The organism is Acinetobacter sp. TUM15064 (genome assembly GCF_008980265.1).
Taxonomy (GTDB): domain Bacteria; phylum Pseudomonadota; class Gammaproteobacteria; order Pseudomonadales; family Moraxellaceae; genus Acinetobacter.
In genome coordinates, this window is the sequence record NZ_BKFU01000005.1 from 80,538 (window position 1) to 106,601 (window position 26,064).

Sequence of the window (26,064 nt, forward strand, 5' to 3'; positions counted from 1 at the left end):
ATGTATAGGTGAAATATGAAGAAAATATGGAGAATTTGTAAGTTTGTGAAATGATAAGCTGACTAGCGAAATCTGTAAATGATAATCGTTTGCTTTTTATTCAAGTGTTATATAAAAATTATTAGAATAAAGGGAATAGTGAAAGCACTTAAAAGTGAGGCGGCAATCTATACAAAATTCTTTTCTGAAAGGGTTCTGTAATATCAAACAGGCTGACAGTTTTCTAGAATATGAATACAAAAAGATAGATAAAAACGGTGGCTAACATTTGAGTAAAAATTGAACTTATTGCTGAGTTTAGCCTAAAAAACCAATGGCTTTCACTAGGAGGCCATTGGTTTTAGTGTATGTTGAATTTTGCTCAATCTGACATTAGTTTAACATTACAGATTGTTGGTTAAGTCCGCCTGAGTGTTGTCAGATTTATCTTGAGCATGCTTTCCCCAGTTAAACTTCTGTGCACAGATGCCTAATCCAACAATAAACAATGCAAGTAAACTGGTATAGGTTACTTCTTTGAAATAAGTGCCTTCAACCAACATGGTAATAAGTGCGCCAATAATAAAGAAGATTGCAAGATACGTGAGCCAAGGGAATAACCACATTTTGAAGTCAATTACTTTTCCTTCAGCTTCTAATTTCTTACGCATACGTAGCTGAGAGAAAGCAATAGTGAGATACACGTATAGTGCTGCTGTACCTGTTGCTAGCATGAAAATATCATAGACATTCATGCTTTCAGTTGCAGTGAGGTAAGTGGCTACTAAAGCGAATATTGATGAGATCAAAACGCCCATCCACGGACTACCATTACGGTTGATTGAACCAAAGCTTTTCGGTGCATCACCACGTTTAGACAGTGAAAACAGCATACGTGAACAGGTATAAAGTGCAGAGTTAAAACAGCTACATACTGAAGTGAGTACCACGAAATTTACAATGTGTTTCGCTTCAGGAATACCAAGTGCTGACAACGTTACGCTATATGTTCCCCAAGTTGGATCTTTTAACAGCGGGTTGTTATGTGGAATCAGGCAAACGGTAATGAACATTGAACCCACATAGAACAGCATAATACGCCATACAACCGAGTTAGATGCTTTACGGATTTCTTGAGCAGGATTTTGTGACTCTGCCGCAGCGACAGTGACAATTTCAGCACCAATATAGGCAAACATTACCCCAAGCAAGGCAGTAATAACCGCAGAAAAGCCATTTGGCATGAAACCTTCTGCTGTTAAATGCGTCATACCTGCTGCGCCACTTTGACTCCAAGGCCATAAATGCATGATTGCTAAGCTACCAATGACCAAGAAAATAACAATCGCGATAACTTTAATCAGTGCAAACCAGAACTCAAATTCACCGTAGTTTTTAACGTTTTGTAAGTTCACTAAGACCAAAGACACAATCACTAAGAGCATGTAGCCCCAGATTGGCATAAAGGGGAACCAACTGTTGAGAATTTTACCTGCGACATAAGCTTCCCAACCCATGAGTAGTGCCCAAGAGCACCAATATAGCCAGCCAATGGTAAAACCAGCCCAACGACCAATCGCACGATCAGCGTAGGTTGAAAATGAGCCACTATCTGGATTGAGAACAGCCATTTCACCCAGCATGCGCATGATTAATAGGATGAGTAATCCGCCAAAAGCATAAGCCAGAACTGCAGCAGGACCTGCTGAGTAAATGACATTACCCGAGCCAATGAAGAGTGAACCACCAATTACACCAGCAATCGAGATCATTGTGAGATGGCGTGACTTAAGTCCATTTTTTAAGCCCTGAGATGCATCCGGCACAGAGGTATGTTGAGGTGCTTCCATATAATTTTCCTTAATTTTAAGGATGTAGTTTCAAAATGGGGCGAAGCCTTTTTCGCACTACTCATCCTGTAAAACTGTAACCGAATTCTCAAAGGCTTTATCAATATTAAGGTAAAAATTGATAAACCTGATGTTTCTAGCAATGCGCGAAAAATCACACTTTGGTTACAAAACGGTTACATGTTGTTTATGTATGCACTTAATTTCTCTTTTTTGTTCTAAGGAAACGAGAGCCATTTTTTAGCATTTGAAAGGAGCCAATTACATAGAATATGTGAAAAGTCGCAGAACCAATCTTTACTCTAGAGGGAAGAATTTATAGAATGAAGCAGCAGAGTTGGGTCTTGTCACTGCTGCTTTAGTCGTAGATGGATTAAGCGACTTGTTAGTTTAACTTTATAATTTATAATAAAAATATTAGTTAAGTGTACGAATGCCTGCATTGCGTAGACACTTGAGTAATACGCCAAAAGCCACCAATATTTCTTGCTCACTGACACAAGCAAAGCCCAATAACAGCCCTTTTTGTCGCGTTGAATAATGCTTGGTATAGTATTGCGATAGTGCGCGAACTTTCACCCCTTGATCAAGCGCATTGCTAGCAATCACCACATCATCTATAGCACTTGGCAGTTTTAAAATCAGATGTAAACCTGCTGCGGTATTATATTCATGTAGGAAATCTGCACCGAGATGGCGTGTAATTAGATCAATGAGAAAAGCATGGCGCTTACTATACAGCAAGCGCATACGGCGAATATGTGCTTCATAATGCCCTTCACGAATAAACTCAGCTAGCACTTTCTGATCAAGCAAATGTCCACCGCGATACAGCTCCGATGCCACAATGCGCAAGGGAGAAAACAGCTTTTTAGGTACGACCAAATAACCAATCCGCAAAGCAGGGTATATGGTTTTGCTGAAGGTTCCCATATAAATCACTGGTGCATCTGGCTCCAAACCTTGCAATGAGGGAAAGGGTTGTCCTGAAAAACGAAATTCACTGTCATAGTCATCTTCCACAATCCAACTTTTATGTTGGCGTGCAATTGAAATCAGTTGTTTACGACGTTCTAAACTTAAGTGTGAACCTAAAGGATACTGATGTGATGGGGTCACAAAAATCAGTTTGGGCGGGCGTTTGGGCTCTAGATCAGGAATAATCCCTTCTTGATCAACAGGTAGTGAGCGCAAATTTACCCCATTAATACGCAATATATTTCGTGCCCCCCAATAGGCAGGATCCTCAATCCAGACCTCATCTCCAGGGTCGCTTAACGTGCGTGAAACCAGATCAATGGCTTGATGTGTTCCTTCGGTAATAATGATTTGGTCTGCATCACATTGCACTGAGCGAGCAATTTTGAGGTATTCAGCCAGTTCCTGACGCAGTTCTAAACATCCTCCCGCATTGCTATAAATCAGTCGATTAATTTCAGGTTCACGGCTAAGGCGCATTTGAATTCGACTAAAAATATGATGTGGAAATTCGGTAACGTCAGGTGCCCCGGGTACGAAAGCTCCCCATTGGTAAGGCGATGCAGCTGAATAACCAATCAGATAGGAACCCCGTTGTGACAAGCTGTAATTTTGCTGGATCTTTTTTTCTTGGGCCTGATTTTGGGTGTTTTCAGCTTTGACTAAAAAAGACTCAGGCAGTTTTTCTGCGACCCATGTGCCTTGACCAGTCCGTGCCTCAACATAACCTTGAGCCTGTAATTGCTCATAGGCACTTAGGACCGTATTGCGCGACACTTTAATTTCTTTGGCCAAATCACGCGATGCAGGTAGGCGGGTTTTAGGTGCGAGTACGCTATCAATAATGGCGTTGCGTAAACAGCGAAATAATCGCAATTGTAGGGTTCCGTCGGTATCTTGCTGTAATCGTTGCAGCAAATAATCTCCAAGCAAGCTACGCAATTGGCTCTCTCCTACAAAATCAAAATGGCTCTCGTGAGAGCAATAACCGCAAGTGCAAAATTATCTCGTCAGGCAGCAGTTGTAAAGCATCTTGCTTGTATACATTTGGCGCAAAAGCCCGCGACTTAGGGGGCTGGAAATATACACAACTCGCGTCCAAAGCAAAAGTTTTTTTAGACGATTTCAAAATACAAGCAGGGTTGTTTAAACGTACACATTGAGCAATGCCTACAGGTTTATAGACATTGATTTTGAGCAAGCATGTCGGCGCTTGCATTATAGATAGGATTTAAAAATGAATACCATGGTCAAAGGTCTCACATATTCGGGACAGGGTGAAACCGCTTGGAACAATTATTTAAAACAACTGGACAAAGTAGCGCCTTATTTGGGTGAATTGAGTGAGCGTTTAGATATGCTTCGTCGTCCGAAGCGTAGTCTTATTGTTGATATCCCAGTGATTATGGATGATGGCTCAGTTAAGCACTTTGAGGGGTATCGTGTTCAACATAACCTGACTCGTGGGCCAGGGAAAGGTGGCGTGCGCTTCCATCCAGATGTGAACTTAGATGAGGTGATGGCACTATCTGCATGGATGACCATCAAGTGTGCGGCATTGAATTTGCCTTTTGGGGGCGCTAAAGGCGGTGTTCGTGTTGATCCAACTGAACTCTCTCCACGTGAGCTTGAACGCTTAACGCGCCGTTATACCACCGAAATTAATTTAATTATTGGCCCTCAAAAAGATATTCCTGCCCCTGATGTCGGGACTAACCCGCAAACAATGGCATGGATGATGGACACATTTTCCATGAATGCAGGTTCAACAGTGACAGGTGTCGTGACTGGAAAACCTGTGCATTTAGGTGGTTCTTTGGGTCGTGTCAAAGCGACAGGCCGTGGTGTGTATATTTCAGGGCGTGAAGTCGCACAACAAATTGGTCTGGATTTGGCTGGTGCTCGAATCTGTGTTCAAGGCTTTGGTAATGTTGGTAGTGAAGCTGCCCTGCTATTCCAAGAAAATGGTAGCAAAGTGATTTGTGTACAGGACCACTCAGCGACCCTCTATCAAGAGCAGGGGATTGATGTTCAAAAGTTGATGCAATACTCAAAAGCACACGGGAAAATTAAAGGTTTTGCAGAGCAAGATGAAATTCATACCGCGAACTTTTGGCAAATTCAGGCTGAAATTTTTATTCCTGCTGCGCTTGAAGGGGTAATTGATGCTGCTGTGGCACAAAGCATTCAAACCAAAATGATTTTAGAAGGTGCCAATGGCCCGACATTAACGGAAGCGGATGAAATCTTAGCTGAACGTCAAATTACTGTTGTTCCTGACGTGATTTGTAATGCTGGTGGGGTAACCGTGAGCTATTTTGAATGGGTGCAGGATCTTGCAAGTTATTTCTGGACAGAAGAAGAGATTAATCAGCGTATGGATGCGATTATGAAAAATGCTGTATCGGATGTTTGGTTAAAAGCGAGTGTTGCTCAGTGTTCTTTACGTACAGCAGCTTATATTTTGGCGTGTGAGCGAATTTTAATGGCACGTAAAGAGCGCGGCATTTACCCTGGCTAAAATGTGAGAAGGTCAGAGCAATGTTCATCATGTCAATACGAAGTGTTTCTATCGGTTGCTATGTTGAGTTGCAATGGCTCTACACGTAGGTTGATGTTGTAATGGCACCTTTTTAAAAGGTGCCTGTTTTTTATTTTGTAAGCTGTTTATTTTTAATAAATAAAAAAATATTTGGAAAATAATGATGCAGCATACTGGTAAATTGGCTCTCTTCATCTGATAGAAAGTGGCTCTCGTTTAGTACCAATAAAAGCGCAGAATGAAATCAACAACAGGTCCTTTGTATATCAGCAAAAGCATGATATGGACACTGAAATTTTATAAATGTATGAATCAAGAATGAGGATGCAAAATGGACAGTAAACACTCTGCACTGAACGCACGTAAACTACAAGCGACACCTCGTGGCGTTGGTGTCATGTGTCAATGGTATGCGGAGAAAGCAGAAAATTCCACGATTTGGGATGCTGAAGGTAATCAATACATCGACTTCGCTGGTGGTATTGCTGTACTAAATACAGGTCACCGCCATCCTAAAATTATTGCTGCTGTTACTGAACAATTAACTAAATTTACCCATACGGCGTATCAAGTTGTGCCGTATGAAATTTATGTGTCATTGGCTGAGCGTATCAATGCACGTGCGCCGATTGCAGGTGATGCAAAAACAACATTCTTCTCTACAGGTGCTGAAGCTGTAGAAAATGCAGTAAAAATTGCGCGTTCACATACGGGTCGTCACGGTATTGTGACTTTTGGTAATGGCTTCCACGGTCGCTCATTTATGACCATGGCAATGACAGGTAAAACTGCACCGTACAAGCGTGATTTTGGTGTTATGCCAGCAGGTGTTTTCCATGCACGCTATCCAGTAGAGTCAAAAGGCATTACTGTAGATGATGCAATTCAAAGCATTGAAGACATTTTTGCAGAAGATATTGCAGCACATGATGTTGCTGCGATTGTGCTTGAGCCAGTTCAAGGTGAAGGCGGTTTCAATGTTGTTCCAGCAGAATTCTTAAAGCGTTTACGTGCTTTGTGTGACCAACATGGTATTTTGATTATTGCAGATGAAGTACAGTCAGGTTTTGCGCGTACTGGTAAATTGTTTGCGATGGACTACTATGAAACTAAAGCAGATTTAATCACAATGGCGAAAAGCCTTGGTGGTGGCTTCCCAATCTCTGGCGTAGTAGGCCGTGCTGAAGTGATGGACGCACCAAACCCAGGTGGTCTAGGTGGTACTTATGCAGGTAACCCTGTCGCAGTTGCTTCTGCACATGCGGTACTTGACGTAATTGAAGAAGAAGGTCTTTGCGAACGTGCAAATGTATTGGGTGCAGAGTTGGTTGAAGTTCTAAACGAACTCAAACAATCTTCTTCTATTGTTCAAGATATTCGTGCTTTAGGCTCAATGGTTGCTGTTGAATTGGAAACTGCTGATCAAGCTAAAGCGATTCAAAACTATGCAATGCAAAATGGCTTGCTTATTTTGACCTGTGGTCGTTATGGTAATGTGATTCGTTTCTTATATCCTTTAACGATTCCTGCAGAGCAATTCCGTGCTGGCTTAAACATTTTAAAACAAGGTTTTGCACTTTCTGCTGCAGCATAATTGAAGAGTAATGACTATGCTTCAAGCGCAATATAAAGATTTATTACAGCATCCAGATATTCGTTTTGATATGCCTGAAAATGGCGGTTACATCGAAGTGAAAGATGCAGCAACACATGACACGTTGGCATGGGTGAAATCCCATGACCGCGCGTCAGTTGAACAAGCGATTGCGCGTTCGCAAGTGGCGCAAACCGCGTGGAAAGCACAAACTGCGCTACAACGTGCTGATGTGCTTTGGGCTTGGTTTGACTTGATGCAGGAAAATAAAGAGTCATTGGCTCAGATTTTGACTGCTGAACAAGGTAAACCTTTGGCTGAAGCACGTGGTGAAATTGGCTATGCGGCTTCATTTATTCGCTGGTTTGCAGAGCAAGCTCGTCGTATAGATGGTGATGTTTTAGCACCAACACTACCAAATCAGCGTTTGTTGGTCATCAAACAAGCCATTGGCGTTACTGCTGCAATTACACCGTGGAACTTCCCTGCGGCAATGATCACACGTAAGGCAGCGCCTGCAATTGCAGCGGGTTGTTCAATGCTTGTGAAACCAGCAGAGCAAACACCTTTGACAGCTTATGCTTTAGAGGTATTGGCACTGCGCGCGGGTTTACCACAAGATGTGTTATTGCATATCAGTGGTGACGCGATTGAAGTCGGTAAAACATTGTGTGAAAGCGATACGGTGAAGAAGTTAAGCTTCACGGGTTCAACGCAAGTTGGTCGTATCTTAATGCAGCAATGTGCACCAACCATCAAAAAACTGTCTTTAGAGTTAGGCGGTAATGCACCTGTGCTGGTGTTTGACGATGCTAATCTTGAGCAAGCAGTACAAGGTATTATGGCCAGCAAGTTCCGTAATAGCGGACAGACCTGTGTTTGTGCCAATCGTATCTATGTGCAAGACGGTATTTATGATGCATTGGTTGAAAAGTTGACAGTTGCTGTTGCGAATTTAAAAGTTGGTGATGGTCGTATCGAGACTTCAACCCAAGGTCCTTTGATTGATGAAGCAGCGATTGAAAAAGTTCAGTCACATATTGCAGATGCCATCAGTAAAGGGGCACAGGTTAAAACCGGTGGTCAACGTTCAAGCTTAGGTGGTACTTTCTTTGAACCGACACTTTTAACAGAAGTGACACAAGAGATGAAAGTCTCGAAAGAAGAAACCTTTGGCCCATTGGCACCGCTGTTCCGTTTTAAAACGGAAGAAGAAGCGATTCAAATGGCCAATGACACCGAATTTGGTCTGGCAACCTACCTATTTACCCAAAACACAGCACGTCAGTGGCGTGTTGGTGAGGCGCTTGAGTACGGTATGGTGGGCATCAACACGGGTGCGATTTCAAATGAAGTGGCTCCATTTGGTGGTGTGAAGCAGTCTGGCTTAGGGCGTGAAGGCTCTAAATTCGGTATCGACGAATATCTCGAAATGAAATATTTGTGCGTGGATATCTCTGTTTAAGTACGTCTAGCAATCATCAGTTAAAAAATCAGCCTTGCCCATTCAAGGCTGATTTTTTTTTATGGGCATATAAGGGGAGAGTCGATTTATTTTAAAATAGTACCTAGTGAAGCAACTTAAAAAGCCAAATCAATAAAGTTCACTACACCTTTATATAACGTGTCTTCTTTTCTTTAATCTGTCCAAACATATAAGTGACTTTAAACTTTATAGGTAGACAGTAAAATACTGGTTTCAGTGTTATAAATTCCTGAAATATTTCGGATTCGTTCTAAAATTCGATCAAAATTTTCTAAGCTATCAGACTTCAATTCGACCAACAGATCCCACTTGCCATTGGTACTATGCAAGGTATGCACAGCAGGGTCGATTCTAAGCTCTTTGACCACTGCACTGGTCTTGGTGCCTTCCACCATAATATTCATCCAAGCACGGATACTATTTTTCTCAGCACCCGGTTTAATCCGTACGGTATAGCCTGTAATCACACCACTGGTTTCCAAATATTCAATACGCTTTTGTACGGTATTTCGAGAGATATGGAGCTTGTTCGCAATCTCGGTAATCGAGATACGGGCATTGTCTTGTAGTAAGCCGAGGATCTGACTGTCCGTATCGTTCATTTTGATTTTTCCTGTTATCAATTTGATGAAATTTATTTCATTTTAATCAAATTTACAACTTTTTGGGCGCAATTTGATTTTTCATACTATGCGTATTGAGAAGCACTCTAGTGAGCGTTACATCGAGCTGAGGCGATGTGTTCTATAGGAGGTGTCTCATATCTATTTAATGGATTTGATTCAGCAAATTTTAAAGGGAAATATCATGTCTTTGTCATATGAAATGGACAATAGTGGCGCTTGGCAGACCTATCTTGCACAGATTAACCGTGTTGCGCCATATCTGGAAGACGACTTAATTCCATTCATCAACACTTTAAAGCGTCCAAAGCGCGCTTTGATTGTTGATGTGCCAATTGTGATGGACGATGGTTCAATTCAGCACTTTGAAGGCTATCGTGTACAGCACAATTTGTCACGTGGACCTGGTAAAGGCGGTATTCGTTACCATCCAGATGTTGAACTCAACGAAGTCATGGCACTCTCAGCGTGGATGACAATTAAAACTGCGGTTTTAAACTTACCGTATGGCGGTGCTAAAGGTGGTATCCGTGTAGACCCTCGCAAGTTGTCTCCACGAGAACTTGAACGTCTGACTCGTCGTTTTACCAGCGAAATTAGCCCAATCATCGGCCCACAAACCGATATACCTGCTCCAGATGTAGGCACCAATGCAGACATTATGGGTTGGATGATGGACACCTATTCAAGCATTAAAGGTCATACCGTAACAGGTGTAGTAACAGGTAAGCCTGTGCACTTAGGTGGCTCTTTAGGTCGTGTCCGTGCGACGGGCCGTGGTGTGTTTGTGACAGGTTTAGAAGTGGCTAAGAAAATCAATCTTGCACTTGAAGGTAGCCGTGTAGCGATCCAAGGTTTCGGTAACGTGGGTAGTGAAGCTGCATACTTATTCTACAAAGCCAATGCGAAAGTGGTGTGTGTACAAGACCACACAGGTACGATCTTTAACGCAGAAGGCATGAATGTTAAGCAGTTACAGGACTATGTTGCGATTCATAAAGGTGTAGCAGGTTTCCCTGATGCCACTTTAATTGAAGACGAAGCATTCTGGACAGTGGACATGGATATTTTAATTCCTGCTGCTTTAGAAGGTCAGATTACCGCTGAACGTGCGCAACACTTAACTGCAAAATTGGTCTTGGAAGGTGCGAACGGTCCAACCTATCCAGATGCAGAAGACATTCTGTTAGAGCGTCAAATCACGATAGTCCCAGATGTACTGTGTAACGCAGGCGGTGTAACTGTGAGTTACTTCGAGTGGGTTCAAGACATGGCGAGCTATTTCTGGACAGAAGAAGAGATCAATCAGCGTTTAGACAAACTTATGGTGTCAGCAGTTGAAGATGTTTGGTTCACTTCGAGCGAAAAGCAGTGCAGCCTTCGTACAGCGGCATACATCTTGGCATGTCAACGTATCTTAAAAGCACGTAAAGAACGAGGAATTTTCCCAGGTTAAGGGGGAGTTTCGTGCCCTTCGGGGCACATTCAAGACAGAACAACATCAGATTTATTAAGGAAGAACAAACCATGAACCAGAATAGTCAACCTACTCGCCAAGATTTTAATCAGTATATGGTGCCAGTTTTTGCACCCGCTCAGTTTATTCCTGTGCGTGGCGAAGGTTCTCGTTTGTGGGATCAGCAAGGTAAAGAATATATTGATTTTGCAGGTGGTATTGCGGTCAATGCACTTGGGCATGCTCACCCTGTGGCGGTTAATGCTTTGGTTGAGCAAGGTCAAAAGCTCTGGCACATTGGCAATGGTTATACCAACGAACCCGTACTGGCACTTGCAAAACAATTGGTCGATAACACCTTTGCAGACAAAGTGTTCTTCTGTAACTCTGGTGCAGAAGCCAATGAAGCGGCTTTGAAACTTGCGCGCAAAGTGGGCCTACTTTCAGGCTCGGCGCGCAAAAATAAAATTATTGCATTCAAAAATGCTTTCCACGGTCGTACTCTATTTACGGTTACGGCTGGTGGTCAACCGAAATATTCACAAGACTTTGCACCGCTTCCAGAAGGTATCCAGCACTTACCATTCAATGACTTAGATGCAGTACGTGAAGCAATTGATGTAGATACGTGTGCAGTGATTGTTGAGCCGATTCAAGGCGAAGGTGGTGTAATTACCGCAAATCCTGAATTCTTAAAAGGCTTACGTGAACTGTGTGACCAGCATGGTGCTGTACTGATTTTTGATGAAGTGCAAACAGGTGTGGGTCGTACAGGTGCTCTATATGCCTATATGAACACTGATGTGACCCCAGACATTTTAACTACAGCCAAAGCACTCGGCGGTGGTTTCCCAATTGGTGCGATGATCACGACTGACAAATATGCCAACATGTTTGTGGTGGGTGACCATGGTACGACTTATGGCGGTAACCCATTGGCATCTGCCGTAGCAAATGCGGTATTTGGTTTGATCAATACCCCAGAAGTGTTGAATGGTGTACGTACACGTGCGCAAATTTTTGCTGACGGTTTAAACCAGTTAAATGCACGCTATGGCTTATTTGAAGAAGTTCGTGGTCAAGGTTTATTAATCGGCTGTGTACTGAAAGCTGAATATGCAGGCAAAGCTAAAGACATCGTGACTTTGGCGGGCGAAGAAGGCTTATTGGCGCTGGTTGCAGGTCCAAATGTTGTTCGTTTTACACCATCATTAATTATTCCAGAAGCAGATATCGAAGCCGGTTTACAACGCTTTGAACGTGCGCTCGCGCGCTTTGTTGGCGCGTGATAGGCCACTGGTTATGATGATTGTTAGACATGCAGAGCATCGAGATTTAGATGATATCTACATTCTGGCGGGGAAGTCTGGCATTGGCCTGACTTCTTTACCCCAAAATAAAGAGATCTTATCGGCTCGTATTGCACGCACGCAAAAGACCTTAGCGGGTCAGGCAACACCGAGTGAACAGGGCTATTTATTTGTTTTAGAAGATACCTTGTTACAGCGTGTGGTTGGCGTTAGTGCAATTGAAGTTTCAGTGGGTTTAACTGAGCCTTTCTATAACTACCATGTGGGCAAGCAAGTCCATGCCTCACAAACTCTGAATGTTTATAAAACTTTAAATACGCTGTTTTTAAGCAATGACCATACCGGTTGTAGCGAACTCTGCACGCTGTTTTTAGACCCAGAGTACCGCAAAGACCAAAATGGAAAACTGCTGTCGAAGATTCGTTTTCTGTTTATCGCTGCTTTTAAACAGGCTTTTCAAAATAAGCTGATTGCGGAAATGCGTGGTTATTCCGATGAAAATGGTCGTTCGCCATTTTGGGATGCTTTAGGCCATCACTTTTTCAATATGGATTTCTCGACTGCGGATTACCTCAGTGGTATAGGGCAAAAAGTCTTTATTGCGGAGTTGATGCCACGTTTTCCTGTGTATATCGACTTGCTGCCGATGGCTGCGCAACAAGTAATTGCACAGGTGCATCCGCAGACGGTTCCAGCCTCTCGTGTGTTGGAGTCAGAAGGGCTGTGTTACCAAGGTTATGTCGATATTTTTGATGCAGGCCCGACACTTGAAGCCGAAGTCAGTAGCCTGCGTGCTGTCAAAGACAGTCACACTTGTGCAGTGAAAATCGTCGATAGCGTTCCAGATGATGCAGGGCGTTATTTGGTGGCAAATGATCGCTATCAAGACTATCGCGCGATTTTGATTCAGCACGCGGCTGAGTCAGACAGTTTAAGTTTAACGGTAGAACAAGCGCATGCCCTTGGTGTGCAAGCAGGGCAAAGCATTCGTATGTTGCCTTTAGATAAGATGGAGCAAAAATAATGTCACAAGGGAATCTATATATAAACGGGACATGGTCTCCAGCGCAAGGTGCGGCATGGGACAAACTCGATCCTGTTACGCAAGAAACAATTTGGCACGGTGCAGAAGCGACAGCTGAGCAAGTTGAACAAGCTTGTCAGTCTGCACGTGCTGCCTTTGCTGCTTGGGCACGTCGCCCTTTAGCTGAGCGTCTTGAAATTATTCAACGATTTGCCAGCTTGTTAGAACAAAACAAACAACAGCTTGCAACGATTATTAGTCGTGAAACCAGTAAGCCGATTTGGGAAACGTTGACTGAGGTTCAGTCGATGATTGGTAAGGTAGCGATTTCAGTGCGTGCTTATCACGAACGTACAGGTGAAAGTCTGACGGAAATGCCAGATGGTGCAGCGTCTTTACGTCACCGTCCGCATGGTGTGTTGGCTGTATTTGGCCCGTATAACTTCCCAGGTCACTTACCCAATGGTCACATCGTCCCTGCGCTGATTGCAGGCAACACTTTGGTCTTTAAACCAAGTGAATTGACGCCGTGGACTGCGGAAGAAACGGTCAAATTATGGCAAGAAGCGGGTTTACCTGCGGGTGTGTTGAACTTGGTGCAAGGTGGTCGTAGCACAGGCGAGGCACTTGCACAGTCACATGAAATTGATGGTTTGTTATTCACAGGCAGTGCCAATACAGGTTATCACCTGCATAAACAATTGGCTGGTGCTCCAGAAAAAATTCTCGCTTTAGAAATGGGCGGTAATAACGCATTAATTATCGACGAGATTACCGATATTGATGCGGTGGTGAATTTAACCGTCCAATCTGCCTTTATTTCAGCGGGTCAGCGTTGTACCTGTGCACGCCGTTTAATTATTAAAAATGGTGCTGTAGGCGATGCCTTCATTCAACGTTTGGCTGAAGTCAGCCGTAACTTGGTGGTGGGTCAGTGGGATGCTCAGCCACAACCGTTTATGGGTGGTGTGATTTCATTGCATGCTGCACAGCAAATTTTACAAGCACAACAACGCCTGATTGATTTAGGAGCGCAAGTTCTGCTCCCTGTGACTCAAGCGGATGCCAACAGTAGCTTGTTAAGTCCAGGTCTTTTAGATGTGACCCATGTGAGTGATGTACCTGACGAAGAATATTTTGGTCCATTGAGCTGTATCTATCGTTATGACCACTTTGATGAGGCTTTGGCACTAGCAAATGGTACTCGTTTTGGATTGTCGGTGGGTCTAGTTTCACCTGACCGTGCGCTGTTTGATCGTTTATTGATTGAAGCACGTGCAGGCATTGTGAACTGGAACAAACCATTAACAGGCGCGTCAAGTGCTGCACCCTTTGGTGGTGTAGGTGCATCAGGAAACCATCGTGCCAGTGCTTTCTATGCCGCAGATTACTGCGCATGGCCAATGGCATCACTGGAAAGTCAGCAGGTAAGCCTACCTGAAAAATTATCGCCAGGCATTGTGCTGTAAGTCGACAGAAAAGGGAGTTTAGAAATGTCAGGCTATGAAATTAATTTTGATGGTTTAGTCGGTCCAACACACCACTATGCAGGATTGTCATTCGGAAACGAGGCATCTACCAAAAACCAAAATAATCTTTCCAACCCGAAGTTGGCTGCCAAGCAAGGTCTGTTAAAGATGAAAGCTTTGGCCGACATGGGGTTAAAGCAGGGTGTATTTGCACCGCAAGAACGCCCTCATGTCCCGACTTTGCGCAAATTGGGCTTCCGTGGAGATGATCACAGCGTGATTGAACAAGCGATGCGTACCTCGCCTGCATTGTTATCCGCGTTGAGTTCAGCATCCTGTATGTGGACTGCCAATGCGGCAACCGTTTCACCGTCGGCGGACAGTGCAGATGGTCGTGTGCATTTTACTGCGGCGAATTTAAACAACAAATTCCACCGTTCGATTGAGCATGACACCACATCGCGTGTTATGGCAGCGATGTTTAAGGATGAACGTCACTTTGCCCATCACGAAGCACTGCCACCTGTGGCATTGTTTGGTGATGAAGGCGCGGCGAATCATAACCGTTTAGGCGGTGCTTATGATCAGGCCAGCGTGCAAGTGTTCGTTTATGGTCAGCAGTTCCTCGGCGGTGGTATTGGCCCGAAACGCTATCCTGCGCGTCAATCCTTAGAGGCGAGTGAAGCCGTAGCACGTTTACACCAGCTCAAAGCGGAACAAACGGTATTTATACAGCAGCATCCCGATGTGATTGACCAAGGTGTCTTCCACAACGACGTGATTGCGGTGAGTAACCAAAACGTCTTGTTCCACCATCAGCATGCATTTTTGAATCAGTCTGAAGCATTGTCAGAAATTCGCGAAAAAATGGCGCGCTTGGGTCAAGAATTCGTCTCCATTGAAGTGCCTGATCAGCGTGTTTCTGTGAAAGATGCGGTCAATACGTATTTGTTCAATAGCCAATTACTCACCCGTGCCGATGGCGGGATGAGCATTGTGGTGCCTGAAGAATCACGTCAAAACCCAGCAGTGTGGGGTTATTTAAACGACATGATCCAAATGGGTACGCCGATTGACGACATCAAGGTGTTTGACCTACGTGAAAGTATGCGCAATGGCGGTGGCCCTGCATGTTTACGTTTACGTGTGGCGGTGAATGAAGCAGAGCTGAATGCAATCAACCCAAACCTGTTCATGAATGATGCCTTGTTTACCCGTTTAAACACGTGGGTCGACCAGTACTACCGTGACCAGTTGGCGCAACAAGATTTGGCTGACCCGCAATTACTGATTGAAAGCCGTACTGCGTTAGATGAACTGACGCAAATTTTGAACTTAGGTTCGGTGTATCACTTCCAACGTTAAGCAATCGTGCAGGGAAAGCAGATGATAGATTTTCTAGGTGATGTTTTAAAACAACGTGTCCCGACTGTAGCACATGGCGTACAGCATGATTTTCGTTGGGAATGGTTGGCTGAAGGTGTTTTATCTTTTACGCCGAAACAGGCTTATGAAAAAGCAGTCGTGCTTTCCGCGGGTGTGCATGGCAATGAAACTGCGCCAATCGAGTTGTTGGCGCAGCTGAGTCACGATTTGTTTGCAGGGGCATTAGAGCTCAAGGTTAAGTTATTGCTGATTTTAGGGAATCCTATCGCGATTCGCTCGGGGCAACGCTATGTTGAAAATGATATGAACCGCATGTTCTGCGGGGCCTATCAACAATTTACCGACACAGTTGAAGCGCAGCGGGTGGCGGTCTTAGAACAGATCGTCACCGCTTTTTTTAATGATAGTCCAGCTCAAGTACGACGCTATCATTACGATTTGCATACCGCGATTCGCCCATCTTTGTTGCCGACTTTTGCCTTATTTCCTTATCAAACCCATGACTATGATGCTGCGATGTTAGACAGCCTAAACGCTGCGGAATTGGATGCCTTAGTGTATCACAATGCTGTAGGTCGTACTTTTACACACTTTAGCAGCTCTCAGTTTCAAGCGGCCAGTTCGACGCTAGAACTTGGTCATGCTAAACCCTTTGGACAAAATGATTTGACAGCATTCGCTGCGATTAATTATGTGCTTCGCGCCGTGGTGAGTGAGCAGTCCTTACCTGTACGCCAAAAACAAGCAATTCAAACTTTTCGAGTCGTTGATTCGATCATCAAAACTGAAGAAGACTTCCAACTGAATTTGGCAGATGCTGCGCCTAATTTTTTTGTGTTTGAAACTGGTGCTGTCATTGCCTTACAACAGGGCAAACCGTATGTGACTGCACCAGAGCAGGTTCGGATTTTGTTTCCGAATACTCAAGTGAAAAAGGGATTAAGAGCAGGGCTGATCTTAACTGAGGTTTATTCAGGATGATTTTAGTCAATTTATTAAATGTGCTGATGGTGGTTTATCGAACTTAAGTCGTTAAATTAATTTTCAATGGAATTGAATATATGGATATTGTTAAAAATATTAATTCAATATTTTTATCTACTGATTATAAGGTAACTTATGGTTGGTGGATTTTTTTGCGTTTATTATTTATTAAGTTATTGTTTTTTAATAAAAAATATTTGAATTTGGCATAGGTTTTGCAAGTCGTGTAAACATTATTTAGTGGCTGATAAAGGATTAACTCTACTGGCTCTGAATAGTAAAAATTAATGTTATTGAAAGATAATATGTAGCTTAATTTGGACTGAAATGAAATAAGAAATTATTTTAACAAAGTCCCATATTTACACCCGTTGGGCTGTAAATTGGAGTAAAAATATGATGAATGGAAAACAAGCCCATCAACAAAAAGAACCTTTAGAAGGTGATTTATTGGGTGGACATCATTACGAGTCAGTTGAGGAAGAACAACTGCAACGCTCACTAACCAATCGTCACATTCAGATGATTGCGATTGGTGGTGCGATTGGTACAGGTCTCTTTATGGGATCGGGTAAGACGTTGGCTGTGTCAGGTACATCCATTATTCTGACCTATTTAATTATTGGTTTCTTCTTCTTCTTCGTCATGCGTGCGATGGGGGAGTTACTGCTTTCCAATACCAACTATAAATCTTTTGCTGATTTTGCAACGGCATATTTGGGTCCATGGGCAGGCTTCTTTTTAGGGTGGTCGTACTGGCTTAGCTGGATTGTCACTGCAATTGCCGATGTGATTGTTATTGGGGGCTATGCACAGTTTTGGTATCCTGATCTCCCCGCATGGATACCCGCTTTCACCTCAATTGCCATTTTGACTTTGTTGAATTTCGTTGCTGTAAAGTTATTTGGTGAAGTCGAGTTCTGGTTTGCTTTAATCAAGATTATCGCAATTATTTTATTCCTATGTGTTGGTATATATCTCATTACCATTGGATTTGTCTCTCCAGATGGTGTCAAAGCGTCGTTAGCTCATGTGGTTGAGAAAGAGTCTTTGTTCCCATACGGTTTAACTGGCTTTTTAGCAGGGTTCCAAATTGCAGTATTTGCCTTTGTCGGCATTGAATTGGTGGGTACTACTGCGGCAGAAACCAAAGATCCGCATTATGCTTTACCACGTGCGATTAACTCGATTCCATTACGTATTTTATTGTTCTATATCGGTGCTTTGGTTTGTATTATTGCAGTCACTTCTTGGTCACAAATTTCTCCAGATAAAAGTCCATTTGTTGAAATGTTTACCTTAATTGGTTTGCCTGCGGCAGCCAGTATTGTCAACTTTGTGGTGGCAACCTCTGCCATGTCTTCTGCGAATAGTGGTGTGTTTGCGACCAGCCGTATGTTGTTTGGTTTGGCTGTAGAAAAAGATGCACCGAAAAGTTTTGCCAAACTGTCGAAAAGTAAAGTGCCTGTGCTGAGCCTTATATTTTCAATGTTCTGTGTAGTGGTAGGAACGTCGATTCTGTTTATTGTGCCGAATGTCATGACAGCATTCATTATCATTTCAGCCTTTACTTCTATTCTATGTATTTTTACTTTTGCCATGATTATTTTGTCGTATCTGGCTTATCGTAAAAAAGACCCTGAATTACATGAGCAGTCGGCGTATAAAATGCCAGGTGGTCGATTTATGGCATGGTTTACCTTGTTATTCTTGATCTTTGTGGTGGCGATTTTAGCACTAGATCATGACACCATGATTTCATTGGCATTCTCCCCACTTTGGTTTATTGGCTTAGGTATTGCTTATTACTATAAAACGAAAAAATATGCAGAGCGCAGTTGGATTTTGACCCATGGTCGCCGCATTGAGCATGATGATATGCAAGAAAATAATTAGTGAAAAGTGAGAGAGGGTATTTACCCTCTCTTTTGTTATAACGATGAAGAGGGTTTTATTTTGAAAAAGTCGACATTATTTGCTTGTATGTTAGGTGCAGGGCTGTTGAACATCAATAGCAGTTTTGCAGCGCCTTTATTAACCACGCATATTTCAGCCAGCCAATCAGCCGCGCCTCAGGCCAATGCTTGGGTTGAAATTAATGTGCAGGCCTTTGAGCAAAATATTCAGACTTTGCAGCAGCAATTACAAGACAAAAGTCAAATTTGTGCGGTCATGAAAGCTGATGCGTATGGTCACGGGATTGAACTGTTGATGCCGAGTATTATGAAGCTGAATGTACCTTGTGTGGGGATTACTAGTAATGCCGAAGCGGCAATGGTACGTCAGTCTGGTTATCAGGGACGCCTATTAAGACTACGTGCAGCCACAGACCAAGAGATTCAAAATGCGGCTTCTTTAAATATGGAAGAGTTGTTGGGCAATTATGAGCAAGCACAACGTATGTCGCAGTGGGCAAAACAACAGGGTCTAACCATTAAATACCATTTAGGTTTAAATGCAGGTGGTATGGACCGAAATGGTTTAGAGCTGAATAGTGAAATGGGCAAACAGCAAGCGCTACGTATGACTAAATTAGCCAATCTAAAACTGGTGGGGATTATGACCCACTACGCAGTAGAGGATGAGCAATATGTGCGTGACCATCTGGCGGTGTTTAACCAGCAAACGGACTGGTTGATTAAAAAAGCCAAATTAAAACGTGAAGCGCTGACTTTACATACCGCAAATTCTTTTGCGACCTTAACTGTTCCAGAGTCACATTTAGATATGGTTCGTGCGGGTGGCGTGATTTATGGTGACAGCCTTCCAGATCGGGTCGAATATAAAAAGCTGATGGCCTTTAAAACCCAAGTGGCAACAGTTAATGCCTATTTGAAAGGCACAACAGTCGGCTATGACCAAACCTATACCTTGAAGCGTGATTCGCTGTTGGCGAACTTACCACTTGGCTACTCAGATGGTTATCGACGTGCCTTTAGTAATAAAGCCTATGTGCTGATTCGAGGCCATAAAGTGCCTGTAGTTGGACGAACTTCTATGAATACCACCATGGTAGATGTCACGGACTTTCCTGATATTCGTGCCAATGATGAAGTGGTGCTCTTTGGTCAGCAAGGTGCTGAAAGTGTCAAGCAAAGCGATTTAGAAGAATACAATGGTGCTTTACTAGCAGATGTTTATACCATGTGGGGTAATTCTAACCCTAAGGTTCTGGTACGGCACGATTAATAAACGACCAGTATTCGGTATGCTTGGAGATAACTTAAACCTACCGATAGTTTGAGTTGAGCAACTATTCATCGCCTTTTTAAAGGAGTGTCTGGTTGTTTATACAGAGTGAATGAGTCAATTGAAGGCAGTACATATTGAATGATGTGCTGTCTTTTTTCATGGCTGTATTTGATGATTTTGGGTTAGAGAAGCTGAAGCCTTGAGGGATGTTGGCCTGCTCTCAATCAATTTTAAAATAGTGTAATTCTTCTGATTTTAAATGTTTTAGATCGTCTGAACGTTGTTGATTTTACATTTACAACACGAATGTAGTGATGAAATCTGCACTGAACGACAAAAAGCAAAAACCGATTTTTTGAACAACCTTCTCCATTCCAAAAATAAAAGCAAATACTATTTGTAAATAATAATCTAATTGATTATTATTCGCATCCACATAGTCTTCCTATCTCAATTATCTTTATAGGTCTCAGGCATTGAGGCTCTGGAAAAATAAATTGAATTAAGAGTAATGATTATCAATATCATTTAATAAGTGGGTTTAACCGCATGAGTATGAATCAATACCAGTCGCAATTTTCGGGCGACGAAGCTAAAATTTTGAACTTACGACCTTGCTATTTATCACTATGTTTAGCTGTTTTAATGACTACAGGTTTCAGCTCAAACAGCTTTGCACAAGAGAATGTCTCTGTTTCAACCTCTCTCCCTAAGATCACAGTATATGCTGAACATGAAGATCAGGCGCCTGTTTCAAAAACCTCAATCAATAGAGATAACCTCGACAAGACGGGGGTAACCGATATGGCAAGTATCGTGAAATACTTGCCTCTCGTTCATGCTCCATTTTCGGTTGCAGGCAGTGGAACTTTTTTTGATGGGTCTGGTACAAGTAGTTATAACATTCGTGGTATTGATGCCAATCGTATTGGTTTAGATATTGATGGTGTAGATATAGCTGAAGCAACGGTTAGCTCTTATATTCCACCTAATAGTATGAGTCAACGTGGCGCTGGTCGTGACTATATTGAACCTGAAATGTTTACATCAGTAGATATCGTTTCAGGAACAACAGATGCATCAACCGACGGTATTGGTGGGCGAGTCTCATTTAAAAATAAGTCTCCAGAAGATTATTTGGTGGATGGTAAAACTATCGCGGGGACTGCCAAAGTAGGGTATAGCTCTGCGGATGAAGCGTGGTTAAGCTCTGTGACGGGCGCGGTAGGTAATGACGAGCTTAAAGCCTTAGTGGCTTATGCACATCGTGATGGGCATGAAACAAAACCTAACTCTAAAACCAAAGCATTTCCGACCGATTGGAAGTCTGATGCTGTATTGGGACGAGTACTGTGGACGTTATCCGATCAGCATCAATTTAATTTGACTGGGGACTTTTACCGCAAAACTGCCGATACTACAGGTATTAGTGCAAGTTTATTTAGCAACTATAAAAGTGATGCCACCCAACAGCAAGATATTGACCGTACCCAATTTAGCTTAGAACACATTTACAAACCTGCAAACTTTGCTTTGTTTGATCAGTTGAAAAGTAAAATGTGGTATCAAGAGTCAAATAATGAAACTGATACATCATTCATGAACAGTGCGACAGTCGCACGTGACTTTTCAACGACATATAAAGAAAAAAATACAGGGATTAAGTTTGATGCACTGAAGCGTTTGAGCAATCAAACTCTAAAATATGGATTGGCGGCAGACCAGAAAGATTATTCGAGTACTAAAGTGGACTTACGTAATGGCTCGAAATTGTCAACACTCTATCAAAACGGTTATTTACTTGATTCTGAGCTCAAACGTTATTCTGCTTACCTCTCTGATGAGATCCGTTTAGACCTCTTAGGGCGTGATTTAACTTTAACACCATCAGTTCGCCTTGAACGACAAGAGTATCGCCCGGACTCTTCTGCATATAGTGATGTGCAAGATCGTGATTTTAGTTATGTTTCACCTGGTTTTTCAGCAGGTTATCAGTTTAATCCAGAAAACTATAGCTATTTTAAATACACCCGCGGTACACGTATTCCTTCGCCAACAGAGATGGGCGGGATTTATCAAACCACGGCAGCTAATCCAAGCTATATCGTGATTGGTAATTCAAACTTAGATAAAGAAACCAGTGATGCGTTTGAAATTGGACTGAGAAATACTTCAATTGACGGTATAAAGTTTGATATCACAGGCTTTTATACGAAGTATAGCGACTTTATTGATTATTATAATTATGGCTATACAGCACAGTATACTAATGGTTATTACCGTGCAGAAAACTTAGCCAATGCCACAATTTGGGGTGGTGAGCTGTCTACGCGCATAGATCTAGGCCAATTTATTTCAAACTCAGATGGATTTAGTTTGGCATTAGTAGCCGGAAAAACGAAGGGAACTGCGAAAAATAAAGATGGTTTGAAAACTGGTGTGAACTCGGTTCAACCTGAAAAGGGAAGTTTAACTTTTGCTTATGATAACCCCAATAAAGTCTTTGGTTTAGGTCTAACTGCAACAGCAGTCGGGGACAAAATTGCGTCCAAAGATGTCACGACTTATCAAGATGATGTTGCGTACCAACGTGTTGCTGGCTACACCATTTTTGACTTATCTGCTTACTGGAATATCAATAAGTTCACCAAAGTGAATGTAGCTTTTAACAACATCTTTGATAAGACCTATTGGGATTACTCCGCAGTTGGCACCATCACAGGAACGAATCAAGCCAGTTTAATAGATCGCGCAGCCGAATCAGGTCGAAATATTGTCGCAAGTGTTGAATTTAAATACTAAATTTCAAAGCTAGATAGAACAGGTATTCCATCCAGCAAACTTAACTTTCAGGAAATGAAATCATCATGAAAATCATGTCTACATGGGTAATGGGTATCACGATGCTCAGCGCTTCAGTGAGTATTTTAGCAGCAGATAAAACAGCGCAAACAGATGTATATCAACAAGCTTATGCTATTCATGCGCTCTATCATCCAGAAAATAAGCAACCCAATGCTTCCGTAGTGACACAACAATATATACAAGATTATGCTGCACTTTTTAGCAATAATAAAAAGGTGACAGCTGAACAGTTTGCCCAATTTGAACAGACACGTTTAGACCCCGTACTCAAGCAACGCCGTGAAATGTCTTTAAAACAGGCACATGTTCGTTACGGTATTTTAGATAAAAGCAAAGATCAAAAGTTAACGTTAAAAGAGTTCCAAGCCTCTGGTGAAAAGACTTTTGATGGCTTTGATCTGAATCAAGACGGTTTGATTAATGCAGAAGATGCTCAGTTGGCAGGAGGAAGTATAGGAACACATGATGGTTTTCGTGCCAAGTTACCTATTTCGATGCCGATGCCAAGCAATGTGGCTGAGTTTATCGCGCAATATGGACAGGGTAAAAATTATGTAACTTTAGGCGACTATCTAACCGCACGCGATAAACAATTTTTTGAGACGGACAGCAATCAAGATTTGATCGTGACTGAACAAGAATATGTCGATGAGTTTATGCAGCGTTTTGACCGTAATTTAGCGACGGGTACGACTCAAATGCAGGAGATTGCTGGACAGCAATTCAAAACGATTGCAAAAGGTAAAACCACCATTCAAGCAAACGATATTAAACAGTATGCGAAAAAAGTAGGGCAAGCCTCAGCCCAATAAACCAGCCATACCTTTAAGTCATTTATGGGTGGCTTAAAGGTAAAACTAATTAGGTTGACGATGGACAACGATACATCAATGGAATATTCAACAATGAAAAAAATAGGTTTGATTTGCTTACTGAGTATCTTGGTCGTAAATAGTTGGGCACATGCACCTTTTGTTGCGCCAAGCAGTTATGTGGTAGAAGGTGGCAACACTGCAGTTTTGGCAGGATTTGCAGAGCAAGCTTTTGACTCGGAAGTAGCCATTAAAGGCTTTAATTTTAAAGTGCTTACACCAAAGGGTGAAACTCAAGAATTAACATTGAGTCATAGTCAAGTTTTAAGTTTGGCAGATGTGAAAACGGATCAAGCAGGAACTTATACAGTTACAGGGCTCCGAACAGGTGAGCTTAAATATGCAAAAGTTGGCCAACGTTGGTTGCGGGTATTAGATGCAAAAACTGAAGGTTTATCACCACTGACTGAACGTCATTTTGTTACCCCAAGTGAAGTACAAGCGAAAAGCCCGCAGTTTACTGTGCAACGTTTTGATCAGTTGCTGAGTTATTTTTCTAAGCAACAGCAGAGTGAGCTGAAGCAAGAGTATACCCAACAAGGTTTAAGTTTGGTATTTTCAAGTCATCCAAATCAAATTTCATTAAAAAAACCATTCACAATAAAATTAAACTTGGGAAATAAACCTGCGTCAGGTTTTCAGGTAACACTAGAAAAGCAAATCACCACATTGGGAGAGGCTGAAAAAGTGACTCAGTTGCAGACCAATGGTTCAGGTGAGGTTACTTTGCCTTTTCCAGCGGTCGGGCAATACCTTGTGACTATGACCTCACCTGAACAGTCTGAAAAGTTTCGACCGAATGCTCAGACCTATAGAACGATTTTGAGTTTATACGTAAATCCTTAAATTTAAGCTAAGGCTAAAGAGGTCATTTACTGAAATCTGTTCGAGTTCATCTCAACTGAATCACAGGTCTGTGAGTGACAAGTGCCGCTATTTTTTTGAGCATCAAAGAATATTACGTAGTTCGCGCGCAGTTTCTTGTAGCAAAGGCAGTATGTGTTGAATCAAATATTCTTTGGTTGTTCGCATGGTAGGGGAAACAATATTTAAGGCTGCAACGACTTTTAACTGTTGCCCATAAATCGGAACGGCAAGTGCATGTACGCCCAATTCATGTTCTTCACATGAATAACACCAACCTTGCTCTCGAATTTCATGCAATAAGGCCAGAAACGTTTCATTATTGGTATGGGTGTATTTGGTGAGGCGTTGTAGCGGATACTGATTCAGCCATTCACACTGTTCCTGATCGTCGAGATAGGCCAATAAAATTTTACCTGCTGATGTGGCATGTGCAGGTAGACGATTGCCCAAATGTAGGCCATAAGGATTGACACGATCTGTTTGTTGATGTGCGGCGCTACGTGCAATAGTAATGGCTTCATAGCCGTCTAAAACCATCACGGAAAAAATGAGTGAGGTTTGATTGGTCAGCAGGTTCAGTAGAGGTTGAGAAATTTTGGGAAGTTGTGCTCCACCTAAATAAGCGCCTGAAAATTTGAGAATTTTAGGGGTTAAATAAAAATAATGACCATCAGACTCTAAGTAGCCTAAATATTCAAGAGTGAGTAAATGGCGTCGTGCTGCGGCACGGGTCATGCCTGTACGTTCCGCTGCCATAGTGATATTTAAACGATGTCGGTCAGTACCAAAGCTATCGAGAATAGCCATACCTTTACTGATCCCTGCAACAAAGTCTTCATGTCGAATGGTTTTCTTATTATTGTGATTATGTATTCCCTTTTCTATTCGTTCTTTTTCTTCATGCATTTCGGTATCCCTATCCATTTTTATCCTTTGTCTATTTTTACTATAGCGTGAAATCAGAGTGAAATAATCAGGTTTTGTTCGATATATATATAAATTGTTCGATGATCGAACAAAACCTGTGCTCACTATCTAGTCGAAAATCACTAAATTATAAAAAATGAGCAGATAAGGAAATCTAACTAAAAGACTAGGGAATCTTGTCGAAAATAAAGTAACCCATGAGTATAGGTTAGTTTTCCGCGCCTTTTCAAATTTGCATGATGCACAATGGAGTTATCTAATGATAGATAAAAGTGCGGCATCCCTCGCGGAAGTGCTCTCCCAAATCACCGACGGCTCAACCATCATGATTGGTGGTTTTGGCACAGCAGGACAACCTGCTGAACTGATTGATGGCTTGATTCAACTCGGCATTAAAGACCTCACCATCGTCAGTAACAATGCTGGCAATGGCGACTATGGTTTAGCCAAGCTACTCAAAGCGGGTGCTGTGAAAAAAGTCATTTGTTCGTTCCCGCGTCAGTCCGACTCTTGGGTCTTTGATGAACTCTATTGTGCAGGCAAAATCGAATTGGAACTGGTGCCTCAAGGTAACTTGGCCTGTCGTATTCAAGCCGCAGGTATGGGACTGGGTGCAGTCTTTACGCCTACAGGCTACGGTACTTTATTGGCTGAAGGCAA

19 protein-coding genes are annotated in these 26,064 nt (G+C 42.4%); 15 read left to right on the forward strand and 4 right to left on the reverse strand.

Annotation, left to right across the window (positions count from 1 at the left end; genetic code table 11):
* Nucleotides 1–383: 383 nt before the first annotated feature.
* Complete coding sequence (locus GBI16_RS02910) at nt 384–1,829, reverse strand: amino acid permease (RefSeq protein WP_086208665.1); 1,446 nt, start codon at nt 1,827–1,829, stop codon at nt 384–386.
* Nucleotides 1,830–2,246: 417 nt separating this feature from the next.
* On the reverse strand, nt 2,247–3,749 hold the full coding sequence (locus GBI16_RS02915) for a PLP-dependent aminotransferase family protein (protein ID WP_086208664.1): 1,503 nt from the start codon (nt 3,747–3,749) through the stop codon (nt 2,247–2,249).
* A 295-nt stretch (nt 3,750–4,044) separates the two neighbouring features.
* Here GBI16_RS02915 and GBI16_RS02920 point away from each other — a divergent pair, with 295 nt between their 5' ends.
* From GBI16_RS02920 to GBI16_RS02930, 3 genes are all read left to right on the forward strand, one after another.
* On the forward strand, nt 4,045–5,328 hold the full coding sequence (locus tag GBI16_RS02920; protein ID WP_086208663.1) for a Glu/Leu/Phe/Val dehydrogenase: 1,284 nt from the start codon (nt 4,045–4,047) through the stop codon (nt 5,326–5,328).
* A gap of 352 nt (nt 5,329–5,680) precedes the next feature.
* Nucleotides 5,681–6,943, forward strand: coding sequence for a 4-aminobutyrate--2-oxoglutarate transaminase (gene gabT / locus GBI16_RS02925; protein ID WP_086208662.1), 1,263 nt, complete (start codon nt 5,681–5,683; stop codon nt 6,941–6,943).
* Between the two features lie 16 nt (nt 6,944–6,959).
* Entirely contained in the window at nt 6,960–8,408 is a 1,449-nt protein-coding gene (locus tag GBI16_RS02930) for an NAD-dependent succinate-semialdehyde dehydrogenase (RefSeq protein WP_119063800.1), read from the forward strand.
* A 200-nt stretch (nt 8,409–8,608) separates the two neighbouring features.
* Here the strand turns inward: GBI16_RS02930 and GBI16_RS02935 are convergent, their stop codons facing one another.
* Nucleotides 8,609–9,031: an Lrp/AsnC family transcriptional regulator gene (locus GBI16_RS02935; protein WP_086208661.1), complete on the reverse strand. Its 423-nt coding sequence runs from the start codon at nt 9,029–9,031 to the stop codon at nt 8,609–8,611.
* Nucleotides 9,032–9,233: 202 nt separating this feature from the next.
* Here GBI16_RS02935 and GBI16_RS02940 point away from each other — a divergent pair, with 202 nt between their 5' ends.
* The 11 genes from GBI16_RS02940 (at nt 9,234) to GBI16_RS02990 (ending at nt 24,456) form a co-directional block, all read left to right on the forward strand.
* Nucleotides 9,234–10,508: a Glu/Leu/Phe/Val dehydrogenase gene (locus tag GBI16_RS02940; RefSeq protein WP_171248480.1), complete on the forward strand. Its 1,275-nt coding sequence runs from the start codon at nt 9,234–9,236 to the stop codon at nt 10,506–10,508.
* Between the two features lie 71 nt (nt 10,509–10,579).
* Entirely contained in the window at nt 10,580–11,797 is a 1,218-nt protein-coding gene (locus GBI16_RS02945) for an aspartate aminotransferase family protein (RefSeq protein ID WP_151706500.1), read from the forward strand.
* A 13-nt stretch (nt 11,798–11,810) separates the two neighbouring features.
* Nucleotides 11,811–12,842, forward strand: a complete 1,032-nt coding sequence (gene astA / locus GBI16_RS02950) for an arginine N-succinyltransferase (protein WP_034171394.1) — start codon at nt 11,811–11,813, stop codon at nt 12,840–12,842.
* Entirely contained in the window at nt 12,842–14,311 is a 1,470-nt protein-coding gene (astD, locus tag GBI16_RS02955; protein ID WP_086208659.1) for a succinylglutamate-semialdehyde dehydrogenase, read from the forward strand. Before astA ends, astD begins: the two co-directional genes overlap by 1 nt.
* Before the next feature lie 24 nt (nt 14,312–14,335).
* Nucleotides 14,336–15,676, forward strand: coding sequence for an N-succinylarginine dihydrolase (gene astB, locus GBI16_RS02960; RefSeq protein WP_151706501.1), 1,341 nt, complete (start codon nt 14,336–14,338; stop codon nt 15,674–15,676).
* A gap of 21 nt (nt 15,677–15,697) precedes the next feature.
* Nucleotides 15,698–16,678 carry a succinylglutamate desuccinylase gene (gene astE / locus GBI16_RS02965; RefSeq protein WP_151706502.1) on the forward strand — a complete coding sequence of 327 codons (981 nt, stop codon included), beginning with the start codon at nt 15,698–15,700 and terminating at the stop codon, nt 16,676–16,678.
* Nucleotides 16,679–17,077: 399 nt separating this feature from the next.
* Nucleotides 17,078–18,577: an amino acid permease gene (locus tag GBI16_RS02970; RefSeq protein ID WP_086208656.1), complete on the forward strand. Its 1,500-nt coding sequence runs from the start codon at nt 17,078–17,080 to the stop codon at nt 18,575–18,577.
* 60 nt (nt 18,578–18,637) lie between these two features.
* Nucleotides 18,638–19,870 (forward strand): alanine racemase, encoded by a 1,233-nt coding sequence (gene alr, locus GBI16_RS02975; protein WP_086208894.1) that lies wholly within the window; start codon nt 18,638–18,640, stop codon nt 19,868–19,870.
* A gap of 558 nt (nt 19,871–20,428) precedes the next feature.
* Nucleotides 20,429–22,675: a TonB-dependent hemoglobin/transferrin/lactoferrin family receptor gene (locus tag GBI16_RS02980; RefSeq protein WP_395579125.1), complete on the forward strand. Its 2,247-nt coding sequence runs from the start codon at nt 20,429–20,431 to the stop codon at nt 22,673–22,675.
* A 65-nt stretch (nt 22,676–22,740) separates the two neighbouring features.
* A complete protein-coding gene (locus GBI16_RS02985; RefSeq protein ID WP_151706504.1) occupies nt 22,741–23,550 on the forward strand; it encodes a hypothetical protein in 810 nt (269 codons plus the stop codon).
* Between the two features lie 93 nt (nt 23,551–23,643).
* Nucleotides 23,644–24,456 (forward strand): DUF4198 domain-containing protein, encoded by an 813-nt coding sequence (locus GBI16_RS02990; protein ID WP_171494523.1) that lies wholly within the window; start codon nt 23,644–23,646, stop codon nt 24,454–24,456.
* Between the two features lie 102 nt (nt 24,457–24,558).
* Here GBI16_RS02990 and pcaU read toward each other — a convergent pair whose 3' ends face one another.
* Nucleotides 24,559–25,383, reverse strand: coding sequence for an IclR family transcriptional regulator PcaU (gene pcaU / locus GBI16_RS02995; RefSeq protein WP_151706508.1), 825 nt, complete (start codon nt 25,381–25,383; stop codon nt 24,559–24,561).
* A gap of 280 nt (nt 25,384–25,663) precedes the next feature.
* On the opposite strand from pcaU, the gene GBI16_RS03000 reads away from it, so the two are divergent.
* A partial coding sequence (locus GBI16_RS03000; protein WP_151706506.1) for a 3-oxoacid CoA-transferase subunit A occupies nt 25,664–26,064 on the forward strand: 401 nt, incomplete at its 3' end.